Raw genomic sequence first — 12,182 nt, 5'->3', positions numbered from 1 at the left:
GAGAATCGTTATGCGGCTGTACGTCTCCGACGCTGTTCATCCCTGCGGCCTTCCGCGTAGTCCTCCACCGAACCTCGGCGGAAAACCCAATGGCCGTTGGCAAGTTGCTCCCCGTCGAGGCTGGTACCGATCCGAACTACGTGGCGGCGGGAGACTCCCAGAATCTCCGCGGCGTCCGCAGCGCTGATCAGTTCCGTTGGGGACCACTCTGGTTCGGCACCCGCTTCGGGTCCGTCCACATGTCCCACCTTGGACAGAGAGAGCATCGCGGCGTGGGCGGCGTGGGCGATGGCCACCAGCTCAGGGTGTGGTTGCATACCGGCACGTTGCAGTTTTCTGACCAGCTCGACCTGAGCGTGATTGAGGTAGCGCAACGCCTCCGCCCCCTCGATGAGGACGGCCGAACCGAGCGCCCGCGCGGTCACGCCGCGCCTTTCGGTAGCTGTGCGTCCACGTAGTCGCGTAGGCACGCTTCGCACGTCCAACCGTGAACAGTTCCCTTGTGTGTCCGGCAGGGACCGTAGCAACGCTTGCACACCTTCTTCCGCTCTTTGCGGTCGCGGTGACGTTGTTCGTTCATGCGGCTGTTTCCCTCCTTCCTTGGTCGGCCGGGTTGGTCCGGGAGTCGGCCTCCGATGACTGCGGAGCGTTGTCCGGGTTGGGTGTCAGCCCACGACCGGCAGTCGGCCAGGACGCAGCACTGGGCACACAGTGCTGCTGCCTGGTTGTGCCGGTATTGCGCGGCTTGGACGGACTCGCCGTTGGCGCGTGGGTCGAACAGGTCACCGGAGCCGATGCAGCGGGCACCGGGTAGCAGGGGCAGGTCGGTGAAGATGCCGGCGAGGAGTGAAATGACGCCCGGTTCGCGTCGCTGTCCGCGCGTCATGCTGCACCCCCGTCGTCGTTGCTGCGGCGGTTTCGGTTACCGGGTCGCCGCCCGGAGTACCCACGCGCCCCCGACTGCGTTTTCCCAGGTCGCTGCCCTTCGAGGTAAGTGGGCAACTGTTCAATGTTCAACCCGTGTTCATCCCCTCTGACCTGCAGTTTCGAGGGTTGAACAGACTGTTCAATGTTCAACCCCACCCCCTCTTCGGAAATCCGGTAGCGGGTCGTGTTTCCATCAGCCTCGGCGACCATCGATCCCGACGCCTCCAGCTCGAGAACCGCTTGCTCAAAAAGGTCTCGATACTCACGTCGACCGAGCGCCGCCCGAAGCTTTCCCCGCGCCATTGACTCCTCGGAGATGACCGCGAGGATGCGTCGTTTAACTGTGTCCAGGCGACGCTTCTCAACCGTCTCCTCACGCTCGGCCGTCTCGTGCGCCTTCGCCCGGTTGACCCTCTGCCGCTCCTCCGAGAGTGTTCGTTCGATGCGCGCGCGGGTCGCGTCGGAGACGCGCATCACGATCCCCGCCAACTCCCAGTCCTCAACCGTGATCTCCGAGCACCGTCCGTCGAGCAGCATCAGCGCGGCAGCGACCTTCTCCCGAGTGAGCATCCGGTGTCCGTCAGTGTGGTCAACGTCAGGGTCCTCACGCAGAATTGACCGCCGATGCGCCTTGATCTCGTCGACCGCTTCCCGCGGCAACGACAGCACCCGCTGACCGCCCACGGCTAGGAGATAGCGCGGGATGTTCCACCGGTCCGGCACAGGGAGATCCACATCTGGTGCGTTGCGGTCTGCTGTCGGCAGCCACAGCATCCGCTGCCGAGTGCCCGCTGTGTCGTTGACCAGCACCCTGGCCCGCTCGTACTGAACCCCCACGATCACGCACGCCCGATACGAATGGGCGGGCACGATGACACGGGTGTGAGCCTGACTATTGGCGCTGCCCAACGTCTCCCCGGAATACACCTGCCGCAACGTCGGCAGCAGTGTCGAGCCCTGCCGTGCACCGATCGCGGCGACGGTGTCGATCTCGGAGGCGGTGAAGATGGCCTTAGTGATCGCCTCCGGCGCGGGCTTGTCCTCATCCTTCGGCTTCGGCGGTGCCGCGAAAGTGCGGGCGATGCCCTCACCCGAACCGATCGGCAACTCGTCGATCAGCGGCAGATTCGTACAAGCGCGTGCAGCTGCCTCCGATGTACCCTTGCCGGCCGCCGATGAACCAGTCAGCGCGACAATCATGTTGAGACTGGCAACGTCACCAACCGTTGGCGGCAGGACAACCTCGGGCGGTGTGTATGCGACAGCACGGGCCATCAGCACGCCGAGGGTCGACCATTGCCCGACCAGGCGGGCCCGGGCGAAGTCGCGCACGTGGGTCAGGATCGGCCGTGACTCCCAAAAGTCCTCTGCTTCAGTCACGCTGCTGCCCTCCGCATCGCCGACTGCACCGTCCGTTGCGCCTCGGCTTCTGCCAGGCCGACCTTCACCGCGGCGTGCACGAGGTCGACGAACACGGCCGGGTCGGCGCCACCCTCAATCGCCCTACAGCAAGCCCAAAAAAGTAGATGGTTGCGATTGCCTTCGGCTGCGGTTGAAACGGTCTGGACGAGCCCGACGAAACGATCCGCCGACCGACCATGTGCACCAGTCGGAACAGATGGTGTCTTGTAGACGGCAGCCGACACCCGCTCGGTAAGATGCTCAGGAAGCCAAGCCACCGGATACTCGCTGACCCAGCGGTACTGGTTGCCGTTCGGGTGCACCGACGGCGGTACCACGACGTATCCGGTATCAGTCTTCAAATCGATGCCGGGAGCGCCAGCGAGCCTTCCGCGGACGCGTTCGCAGCTGTGGCGGAGCCAGATGTGGTGGCCGTGTCCGCCGGTAGCGGCGATACGGGTTGGCGGGACTGACCCGAGGTGATCGAGGGAGCCGCCGGCCCGAGGGTCGACGTCGATGACCACAAAGCCCGTCGGCGGCCTCAGTCCGATGTTGGCGTTCGGATTGTCGCGCCACCACTGGTCCACTTGGTCGACGTCGGCAGTTGCGTCGTCCTTGCCATGAGCAGTTGCTGGGCGCTTCGTCCGCGGAACGAGCGGGAAGATTGGCAATCCTCGGGTGGCGTAGTCGATTGCGGCGGTTGCGAGGTCGGTCATGCCGCCCCCTCATTCGCAGACCTTTTCGTCGGCGCCGACGAAAAGGTGGGTGTGGGTGACCCTCCCGCCATATCGGAGGAATCTCCAATAGCGACCGCCTTGCGGCGACAGTCGGGGCCGATGCCGAGAGCCTTCGACTCTCGGTTCGTCAGCGGCGCACCGCACGACCGGCAACGGACCGCGAGGATGTAGGTACCGGCCCGCAACGCGGCGAGCATCAGCTTGTCGGCAGGGTCGACGTAATTTTCGGGATACCTGTCCGGGGTATCGGTAGGATGTGTCGTAGACACGGAGAGTCCTTTCAGGCGGTGGCCCCGAGATCATTCGGGGCCACCGCCGCTGGGTTCAGCGGAAAGAGATTGACCAGGAGCCGCACCACGAGCAGTTGCTCGTGCCACCCAAAAGGACACGTTCAGATTCGGGCATCACCCCCGTCACGACGCCAGAACGGCTTAGCGCACAGCGTGATCCGCTCACCCGTCATGTCTTCGAACACCAACTCGACTCCGTCTTGCCTGGCGTAGTAGATCAACGCGTCACCCATGTCCGGTTCGGCTGAGTCGGTCATCGCCGCGAACTCCTTCGAACGGCGGATACCGGCCTGCCGCAGTGTGTCCGGCAGCGCGTAGATCGCCTGACCGGCACCCGCATCGCGGTAGTACTGCATCAGCACCGACGGATCGACCCCCATGAGCAGGGCCGTGGCGGCGTGATTGAGGTAGTACTCGCCATCGGGTTCGCGTTTGACGAACGCTGTACTCGGGTCGAGGTCACGGCCCGTCACCGGTTCAACATCCATTCCGGCGTGAGCCGTTCCGACAGTTCACCGATCCATTCCGGTGGTGCGCCGAGGTCACCATCCCGCCGCGACCGCGACCGGCACGAGACCGTGTTCCAGCGCTGCCCAGACTCCTCGACCCGCGCCTTGATGTCGGACAGCCAGTCGACGTGCGCTTGCAGGATGTCGTGGATTTCGACTTGCCGAGCCTGCGACGCGTACAGCTGCTCGATGGTGCCGTCCCACGGTCTGCCGGTATAGATTTCGCAGGTCCGCGAGACCTCCTCGAACTGCTCCTCAGTCATCGAACCACCGCCAAACCGGAAGATTCGCGACAGCGCGTGATGGCGACGCGGAGTTGTTCGGCGAGGGTGTCTGCCTCGTCCGCGGTCATGTAAGCGTCGCTGTCATACCTGCCGGCGAAGTCGAGGATGGACACGAACACGCTCGGACCCTCGTCGTCAACGGTGACTCCGACACCTATTTCGATGGACAACGGAGCAGAGTGTGAGGCCGCCAGGTACTCCACGGAGTGGGTGTGGTCTATGTGGCCATCACATGTCGCATCGCACCAGGCAAAAACACAGGTATCGCTCATCGGCCGACCTCCCCACTTGCGATGAACTCGTGGACGGCAGTGAGGACCGCCGCCATGTCCGCCAGGGCAGGCCAGTTTTGCTGGAACAAAGTGAACTCGCAGCCGCCGGCAGTCTCGTTGAGCCAGTCGCAATCGACCTGATACGCAGTGTCGAGGGAGCCGTCGACGTCTAGATAGTCGAACCGGACAACCGTGCTCTCAGCAGAGCCGGATGCGAATCGGGCGACGGTCGTCCACTCGCTGTCGTCGGCCTTGAGGCCACCGGCAACCTCCGTCGACGTCGGGACAGGATCGGTGATCAGGTTGGTCAGCATGATCCGTCCCCCTCGGCGAGGAACTCACTATTCGCAGCGAGGTCCCGCAGCGCGGCAGTGCCCGCCTGGATCAGGAACCGCCCGACGTCGATCGCCGCCGACGGTGAGAACTCGATCGGGGTCGTCCTACGGTCTGGGCACAGTCCGATCACGTAGTCGATGATCGGGAGGCACCCTGGATCGTTGTTGGCGAATCGGTCGAAGCGGATGGTCAGGTCTCTGGCCGGCTCCTCCTCGAAACGGATGCCGTCGATCCACCCTGTTTCGGCGTGACTGACGAACTCGTGGGTGTCGGAATTGGCCCGCAGCGGCAACGGTGCGAGCTGATTGGTCTTCGCTGCGAACTCGGTGAACTGCCAGCCATACGTCATGCCGTCACCGCCGTCTGCACGGTGAGACGCCCAGCCTCGACATCACCAACAAGGGCAGCCAGGTCGAGCAGGTCATCCACGCTGCTGGGTTGCACAGCGGCGAGCACCTCGGCCAGCAGTGTGACCTGCACCTCTTCGATTTGTCGGATGGATTGTGTAGATTGCATCAGTAGTTCTCCAGTTTGGTAGCGGGTTGAACTTGAGCCTCGGCGGTGTTGGTAGCACCGACCGGGGCGTTTTCATTTACACCGACGAGATCTTCGGTGTGATCGGCCGGAGGGAATCCCAGGCCGAGGTCTTCGTTGCGACGAATGCCGTCGTAGTCGGGCACGATCAGTCCTCCTCCTCGTCGTACGCGCTCTGGTACGGGGGTAGCTGGAGAAGCCAGGTGGCGAGCATCTTGCTGTTGGGGTGATCTGTGAGCGCCTGGTGGTCACTGTCCGTTGGATCATCGAGCATCCGGAGGATCAGGCTCCGGGTCGGAGCGTCGAGCGACTGGAAGGTCTCTAGGTCGACGTCCTGGGTCGGCCAGTCGGTTGCCGACATCATGCGGCTCCACCCATGGACTGACGATCGATGAACTCCGCGATCTGCTGATCGGTGCTGAACCGCCGCTTGCCCACCTTGAGCGAGCCGAGAACGCCGGAATGCCACAGGCTGAAAACCGTGGACCGCGACGCGCGGATTTTGCTGCCAGTCTCTTTCCAGTCATTCAAGTTCGGAACGTGCGCCGGTTGGTGTGTCACCGGGGTATCGACCGTGAACATAAGAAGGTCGTCCTTTGCTGTGGGGTTTGATTGTTGTCGCGACCCGAACCAGAACTCTCTGATACTGTCGCCAACTTCGACGCTAGCACGCGTTCTCTGCAACCTGCAATGAGACGCACCAGGATTTGTGAAAAGATGTCGCCATGGACGACACCACCCCCCTGGCCCTGGCAATGGGGGCGGCGATCCGAGCGACACGCGAAGCCCAGTCCCTCAGCGCCGTAAAGCTATCCGCCCTAACAGAAGAGGTCGGACACAGAATCCATCGCGTAGCCATCGGCAAGATGGAAGAGGGCGAACGCGAGCCGACGGTTACAGAACTCATCGTGCTGGCACGGGCGTTGCGGGTGCCGCCGCTCGAACTGATCTACCCCAACCTTCCCGACGGATTCGCCGAGGCTTGGCCTGGCCATGTCGAGCGTGCCTTTACTGCCGCACAATGGTTCTCAGGAGAGCTAGCCCTGGTAGACGAGCCGGACGGAAGTGCGTCGTTCGACCAGCACGAAGTCGCTGACACAACGCGAGTGGGATCAGCGCGAAAGATTCAAGAGGCGCTAGCCGAGTGGTCCATAGCCGGGTTCCGCGTCGATGCTCTTGCCGCCAAACATAGCGAGGGCCTTGAGGTTGACACCGCCATCAGGCTCGCCAACCTCGCGCAAAAGAACCTAGTGGATGTCGTCGTCCGAGCAGTACGACGCGGAGAGACCATCGAGCCATACTTGTACCCCGAACAGATTCAGGAGCCGATTCGCGAAGCATCCCGAGCGGTATCGAAAGCCTCGGTCGAGCGCGCGCGTCGCGTCGCAGAAGAAATACGAGGCTCCCTCCTAAAGGGCGATGACGATGCCGCCCGGTAGACCCGCCCTCCGGATTGGTCAGCATGGGCGGATCACGCGCAGCGATCTGGGCGGCAACTCCTGGGTTGCTCGATGCCGATACCGAGACACCGACGGCGTCACCCGCGTAGTCGAACGACGAACGCCGCCCGGAACGAAAGACCAATACGGTGCTGTCGCCGAGAAGACGCTCCTCGATGCCCTGGACTCTCGTCGGCCACCAGGTGCCGGCGAGATCACGAGCATGTCGGTCGTCGCCGAACTCCTGGCACGGCACCTCGACCGACTGCGCGACGAAGCCGAACTCTCACCCAAGAGCATCGAGACCTACAGCGACACCATCAAGGCAGTTCGCAAACGGTTCGTCGGCATCCGCGTCCACGAGGCGACTCCCGGACTGCTCTCAGAGATCCTGCGCGGCATCCAACGCGACCATGGGGACACCCGAGCCCGTCACACACGAGGACTGCTCAAAGCCGTCTTCACCGACTGCGTTCTGGCCGGGGCAATCGACGCCAACCCCGTGCTGCAGCTGGGCCGCCAGAAGCGGCGGACACCCGCGAAAGGTGCACCCGCCGTCGACCAGGACGCCATGATCCGGGCGTACAAGCGAGTGACGACCAGCGGCTACTGCCGGCGAACAGACCTGCGAGACCTAGTCCTGTTCCTCATGGGCACCGGCGCGCGCATCTCCGAGACACTGGGCGTCCGCTGGACGGACGTCGACCTCGACGCCGCCGAGGTGACGTTCGCCGGCCGGGTCATGCGAGTGACCGGCGTCGGACTCATTCGGCAGGAGGGCCTGAAGAATCACGCACCCTCACGCACGGTCGCCTTACCGCCATTCTTGGTCGCAGCACTCAAGCACAGACGCGAGACTGCCGCCTCCGACACGTGGGTGTTCCCGTCGACGACGGGCGGGCTACGCGACGTCAACAATTGCTCGAAGCAGTGGCGGCAGGTTCGTGACCGGTTCGGGTTGACGGGCGTCTCGTCGCACTCCTGGCGACGCACGGCGGCGACAGTGATCGACGAGGCCGGTCTGTCCGCTCGGGTCGGCGCCGACCAGCTCGGGCACACAAGGGCGAGCATGACCGCGGACGTGTACTGGCGTCGTAACGGCGTGCACAGCGAAGCGGCGCAAGCGATCGAGGCCGTGGTGACCCGACGGTTATCCGACGAAAATAAGAGGAATCGACCCACATCGGGACAAACGAAGACGGACGCATCTGAACGCTGAGTCGTTCTAGCTCAGCATATTCCAGACTCAGACGAATCTACTCGAACGCGTGTTCTAGAATCCGCTGGTCGTGGGTTCGAGCCCCACCCGCCCCACCGCGCGCTCGATGACTCGACCGCGACAAGCGGTTGGTTCAACCCGGATCCGCGATCGTGAAACGCTTTGCGCGCGAGGACCCTTCGCAGAGCTGATGAGGCATCTCCGGTCCGGTCGCCAAAGGAGCAGCGGCGCAGTGCCGTTCGCTCAACGCCGGTTGCACATGCCGTGTCCCCACCCGCCACATCGGCCACATCCGCCCCTCCAGTCGCGCTGCGCAACACTCAAAAACGTTGCAACGCAATTGCATCCGCGGCAATCGGCAGTGACTGTGCACCGAAGAGATGAATTCACCGTGTCGTCGAACAGCGCGGGGGTATTCTTCGCCATAATCATCTCGTTCGTCACACCCGCAAACCATCTCGGCCGCATTCCTCTCTTGCCCTCCCTCCCCTGCTCGCGGAAGCAACGATGACAGAATCACGGTTGCCGGTCCGAAACTTCTCCTCCCCCAGTCATTCCCATGCCACCACGATCCGGCGCCTCGTGGCATGTGCCGTCGTGGCCGGTGCGGCCGTCGCAGCGGCCGCCACCCCGGCGACCGCCGGCGCCGCCCCGACTGACACCGATGCCGGCCGCACCTTCAATCTGTTCATCCCCGGGACGTGGGAGACAGACGCGTCGGCGAATCCGTTCCGCGCCATCGGCGCGCTGAAACCGATCGCCGACCGTATCCGTCGGGATCACGGTTCGGCCGCGACCATCTACTTCCTCCCCTACGTCGCTCGCGCCTTCGACAACGGCGAGAGCTACGGCTCGAGCAAGGCGACCGCGCTCGACAACGCGGCCCGGGTTCTGCGGGACCACGCCGAGCGGTTCCCGGACGCGAAGTTCACCATCTCCGGCTACAGCCAGGGCGCCGATGCGGCCGGCGACCTGGCGGCGGCCATCGGCAACCACCTCGGGCCGATCGCCGCCGACAAGGTGCTCGGCGTCGCGCTGCTCGCGGATCCGCGGGCGGGCACGCCGGGTGAGACGGTCATCGGTCCCGCGGCCGACGGAGTCGGGATCGCCGATCCCCGCCCGCTCGGCATGGGCAGCCTCCTCGGCAAGGTGTCGTCGATCTGTGCCACCGACGATCTGTATTGCTCGATCGACAAGGACCGCAATCCCTTCCTCGGCACGCTGGGCACCGCGCTGAGCAAGGCGCCGGAACAGGCGATCGGTGCGGTGCGCGAGGCCGCGAACGCGGTGTCGATCCTCACGTCCATCCCGTTCCCGCGCATCATCGACGGGTTCGCGTCTCTGCCCACGCTGCTGGCTGCCGGGGATCTCGCTCGCGCACACACGGTGTCCTCCACCGTGAATGCCGACCTCCGCCCGCTGGTCACACTCGCCGCGTCCGTCGACTTCACCGAGGTCTCGACCACCCTCGCCCTCATCCCGGACAAGACCGGGCTGACACGGGCGCTGTCGCTGCTGGCCGCCGCACTCGCACACGTCGACATCGAGCGCGCAGCCGATCTCGTGGGGAAGATCCAGGAACTCACCTGGACCGCAACCGGATCGGTCGCGGGGCGCGCCGGGGCGAAGACCCTGCCCACGACGACCACCACGCCCGCCGAGCTCACCGAGATCGGACGCGAACTCGCCTCGATGAGCGCAGGTCTCGTGACCGCGTCGGCGCGGACCGGAAACGGCATCGAGATCGTGGCCCCCGACGTGGCGGGACTCGCGACGAGCGCCACCTCGATCATGGCGAGGTACGCGATCACCGACCCGCGGACAATCGTCACCGACGGCCTCCGCGCCGCCCAGTTCTACAGGTCCGAGAGTCACGTGCGATACGGCTCCCTCATCGTCGACGGTCAGGGCCGCAACGCGCTCGACTGGCTGGGCGACTGGTTGTCCACAACCATCTCCCAGGCAGACTGACCCGGCCAAACTGTGATCGCGCTCACGGCCGTGGCGACCGGGTGACATCTACGCGCCGACCTGACCGTTCGACGGGTACCCCGCATACTGCTGTGTATCAGCGCCAGCGTCGAGGGAGGCCGACATGACGGGGATGGGGAGCCACATCTGGGGCAGGCCGAAGCCGGTGCCGGATCGTTGCGAGGGGGCACACACCTATGCCGGCGGATGCGTCTACAACGCCGACGATCCACACCGGCCACTGTTCCCGGAGGAGCTGCGCCCGGGCAGAGGGCACCCGACGGCTGCCTGACGACGATCGCCGTCAGCCCGCGTCGACGTCCGGGTCGACCGCCTGCTCGAGCAGACTGCGACGGTAGGCCTCGAGAGCGACGAGATCGCCGAAGACCGCGTTGTATCCGTCCGGGTCCTCGCCGGGAGCCATCCGACGCAGCCGGGACTTGATGTCGGCGATCTGCGCACCGACCCACACCTCCTGCAGACGTGCCAGGACGCTCGAGATGTAGCGGGAGATGTTGTTCTCCGCCACCGGCAGCGACTCGACGGCGAGCTCGGTCACCAGTGGCCCGAGGACCGGGTCGTCGACGGCGTTGTGCACGGCATCGACCCATTCCGCTCCCCCCATGCCGGTGGACGTGCCACCGAGGGCGGACATCGCGGTCCGGATGGCGGCGTACGCCGACTCGGTGAAGCATTCCACCGGCAGCGAATCGAACACCGTGCCGGCGATCGCGGGATACTGCAACGCGGCCTTCAGTGCCTCACGCTGCGGCCACAACCGCGGATCCGCAGGAAGCGGTCGCGCGGTCGGCGGTGCGGACGTCGCCTCCGGCCGCTGACGCCGCATCGAGGTGACGCGCTCTCCGCGGCCACGCGCCGGTCCCGACGACCCGTTCGTCCTGGCGTGCCGCGCACCTTCCTCACGCACCCGTCCCAGCACCTGCGCGACGTCCTCCCAACCGACCCAGCCGGCGAGCTGGCGCGCGTACTCGTCGCGCAGCGCGATGTCCTTGATGCGCGCCACCACCGGCACCGTGTCACGCAACGCGTGCACCCGGCCCTCGGCGGTGTCGAGGTCGTGATCGGAGAGCAGTGCCTTGATCGCGAACTCGAACATCGGGACGCGTCGGGCGATCAGATCACGGACCGCCCCGTCACCGCTGGCCTGCCGGAGTTCACACGGATCCATCCCGTCGGGGGCGATCGCCACAAAGGTCTGCCCGGCGATGCTCTGCTCGCCCTCGAAAGCCTTGAGTGCCGCCGCTTTCCCGGCGTCGTCCCCGTCGAAGGTGTAGATGACCTCGCCCCGGAAATAGGAGTCGTCCATCATCAACCGGCGCAGCAGCGCGAGATGATCCTCGCCGAAGGCGGTGCCACAGGACGCGACGGCCGTCGTCACACCGGCCAGGTGCATCGCCATCACGTCGGTGTAGCCTTCGACGATCACCACCTGATGACCCTTGGCGATGTTCTTCTTCGCGTGATCGAGACCGAACAGCACCTGGGACTTCTTGTACAGCATGGTCTCCGGCGTGTTCATGTACTTGCCGAGGTTGTCGTCGTCGAACAGTTTGCGCGCACCGAAGCCGATGATGTCGCCGCCGAGATTGCGAATCGGCCACAGCAGCCGCCGATGGAAACGGTCCATCGGCCCCTTGCGGCCCTCGCGCGAGAGGCCGGCCGCCTCGAGCTCGCTGAACTCGAAGCCCTGGGAGAGGAGCGTCTTGGTCATGGTGTCCCAGCCGGCCGGGGCATAGCCACAGCCGAAGGTGACCGCGGTCGCGGAATCGAAGTTCCGCTCGGTCAGGTAGTCGCGGGCCTTCTGCGCCTCGGGCGACTGCAGCTGCTGCGCATAGAACTTCTGTGCGGCGGCGTTCGCCGCGACGAGCCGAGCGCGGGTGCCGCGATCGCGGACGATCGCGGTTCCGCCGCCCTCGTAGTGGATCTGGTAGCCGAGCCGGTCGGCGAGCTGCTGGACGGCCTCGACGAAACTGATGTGTTCCTGCTTCTGCAGGAAGCTGTAGACGTCACCGCCCTCGCCGCAACCGAAGCAGTGAAAGTGACCGTGATTCGGACGTACGTGGAAAGACGGCGACTTCTCGTCGTGGAAGGGGCACAGACCCTTGAGACTGTCCGCGCCCGCACGACGCAACGCGACGTAGTCGCCGACGATCTCCTCGATCCGAGTCTGCTCACGGATAGCCGTGATGTCGCGATCGGGGATTCGGCCTGGCACGCGGACCAGTGTAGTGATCACCGGGCG

At 65.0% G+C, this 12,182-nt stretch carries 18 protein-coding genes; 4 read left to right on the top strand and 14 right to left on the bottom strand.

What is annotated here, in order from left to right:
• Positions 1–8: 8 nt before the first annotated feature.
• The 13 genes from QSJ19_RS01515 to QSJ19_RS01460 form a co-directional block, all read right to left on the bottom strand.
• Complete coding sequence (locus tag QSJ19_RS01515; RefSeq protein WP_286317933.1) at positions 9–425, bottom strand: helix-turn-helix domain-containing protein; 417 nt, start codon at positions 423–425, stop codon at positions 9–11.
• Positions 426–882: 457 nt separating this feature from the next.
• Positions 883–2,259, bottom strand: coding sequence for a hypothetical protein (locus QSJ19_RS01510; protein WP_286317932.1), 1,377 nt, complete (start codon positions 2,257–2,259; stop codon positions 883–885).
• Positions 2,260–2,303: 44 nt separating this feature from the next.
• Positions 2,304–3,044 carry a bifunctional DNA primase/polymerase gene (locus tag QSJ19_RS01505; protein ID WP_286317931.1) on the bottom strand — a complete coding sequence of 247 codons (741 nt, stop codon included), beginning with the start codon at positions 3,042–3,044 and terminating at the stop codon, positions 2,304–2,306.
• Complete coding sequence (locus QSJ19_RS26720) at positions 3,041–3,262, bottom strand: DUF6011 domain-containing protein (RefSeq protein WP_353507113.1); 222 nt, start codon at positions 3,260–3,262, stop codon at positions 3,041–3,043. The genes QSJ19_RS01505 and QSJ19_RS26720 overlap by 4 nt, the downstream gene beginning before the upstream one ends.
• A gap of 194 nt (positions 3,263–3,456) precedes the next feature.
• On the bottom strand, positions 3,457–3,828 hold the full coding sequence (locus QSJ19_RS01500) for a hypothetical protein (RefSeq protein ID WP_286317930.1): 372 nt from the start codon (positions 3,826–3,828) through the stop codon (positions 3,457–3,459).
• Positions 3,825–4,127: a hypothetical protein gene (locus tag QSJ19_RS01495; RefSeq protein WP_286317929.1), complete on the bottom strand. Its 303-nt coding sequence runs from the start codon at positions 4,125–4,127 to the stop codon at positions 3,825–3,827. Before QSJ19_RS01495 ends, QSJ19_RS01500 begins: the two co-directional genes overlap by 4 nt.
• Entirely contained in the window at positions 4,124–4,318 is a 195-nt protein-coding gene (locus QSJ19_RS01490) for a hypothetical protein (protein WP_286317928.1), read from the bottom strand. The genes QSJ19_RS01495 and QSJ19_RS01490 overlap by 4 nt, the downstream gene beginning before the upstream one ends.
• Positions 4,319–4,416: 98 nt before the next feature.
• Positions 4,417–4,734 (bottom strand): hypothetical protein, encoded by a 318-nt coding sequence (locus QSJ19_RS01485; protein ID WP_286317927.1) that lies wholly within the window; start codon positions 4,732–4,734, stop codon positions 4,417–4,419.
• A complete protein-coding gene (locus tag QSJ19_RS01480) occupies positions 4,728–5,105 on the bottom strand; it encodes a hypothetical protein (RefSeq protein ID WP_286317926.1) in 378 nt (125 codons plus the stop codon). The genes QSJ19_RS01485 and QSJ19_RS01480 overlap by 7 nt, the downstream gene beginning before the upstream one ends.
• Positions 5,102–5,236, bottom strand: coding sequence for a hypothetical protein (locus QSJ19_RS01475; protein WP_286317925.1), 135 nt, complete (start codon positions 5,234–5,236; stop codon positions 5,102–5,104). Before QSJ19_RS01475 ends, QSJ19_RS01480 begins: the two co-directional genes overlap by 4 nt.
• Positions 5,237–5,271: 35 nt before the next feature.
• On the bottom strand, positions 5,272–5,436 hold the full coding sequence (locus QSJ19_RS01470; protein WP_286317924.1) for a hypothetical protein: 165 nt from the start codon (positions 5,434–5,436) through the stop codon (positions 5,272–5,274).
• Positions 5,437–5,438: 2 nt separating this feature from the next.
• Complete coding sequence (locus QSJ19_RS01465; RefSeq protein WP_286317923.1) at positions 5,439–5,651, bottom strand: hypothetical protein; 213 nt, start codon at positions 5,649–5,651, stop codon at positions 5,439–5,441.
• Entirely contained in the window at positions 5,651–5,872 is a 222-nt protein-coding gene (locus QSJ19_RS01460) for a hypothetical protein (protein ID WP_286318170.1), read from the bottom strand. The genes QSJ19_RS01465 and QSJ19_RS01460 overlap by 1 nt, the downstream gene beginning before the upstream one ends.
• A gap of 143 nt (positions 5,873–6,015) precedes the next feature.
• Between QSJ19_RS01460 and QSJ19_RS01455 the strand changes: the two genes are divergently transcribed.
• From QSJ19_RS01455 to QSJ19_RS01440, 4 genes are all read left to right on the top strand, one after another.
• Positions 6,016–6,729 carry a helix-turn-helix domain-containing protein gene (locus QSJ19_RS01455; protein ID WP_286317922.1) on the top strand — a complete coding sequence of 238 codons (714 nt, stop codon included), beginning with the start codon at positions 6,016–6,018 and terminating at the stop codon, positions 6,727–6,729.
• Positions 6,710–7,948, top strand: a complete 1,239-nt coding sequence (locus tag QSJ19_RS01450) for a tyrosine-type recombinase/integrase (RefSeq protein WP_286317921.1) — start codon at positions 6,710–6,712, stop codon at positions 7,946–7,948. The genes QSJ19_RS01455 and QSJ19_RS01450 overlap by 20 nt, the downstream gene beginning before the upstream one ends.
• Before the next feature lie 507 nt (positions 7,949–8,455).
• The gene (locus QSJ19_RS01445; RefSeq protein WP_286317920.1) at positions 8,456–9,919 is read left to right on the top strand and encodes a cutinase family protein; all 1,464 of its coding nucleotides are present in this window, start codon (positions 8,456–8,458) and stop codon (positions 9,917–9,919) included.
• A 124-nt stretch (positions 9,920–10,043) separates the two neighbouring features.
• Positions 10,044–10,211 carry a hypothetical protein gene (locus QSJ19_RS01440; protein ID WP_286317919.1) on the top strand — a complete coding sequence of 56 codons (168 nt, stop codon included), beginning with the start codon at positions 10,044–10,046 and terminating at the stop codon, positions 10,209–10,211.
• Between the two features lie 12 nt (positions 10,212–10,223).
• Here QSJ19_RS01440 and dnaG read toward each other — a convergent pair whose 3' ends face one another.
• Entirely contained in the window at positions 10,224–12,155 is a 1,932-nt protein-coding gene (dnaG, locus tag QSJ19_RS01435; RefSeq protein WP_286317918.1) for a DNA primase, read from the bottom strand.
• Positions 12,156–12,182: the final 27 nt, after the last annotated feature.

The sequence above is a fragment of the Gordonia sp. ABSL11-1 genome, assembly GCF_030315685.1.
Lineage (GTDB): Bacteria > Actinomycetota > Actinomycetes > Mycobacteriales > Mycobacteriaceae > Gordonia.
The sequence above is the reverse complement of the archived record's forward strand: the minus strand, read 5'-3'. Positions and strand labels throughout refer to the sequence as shown.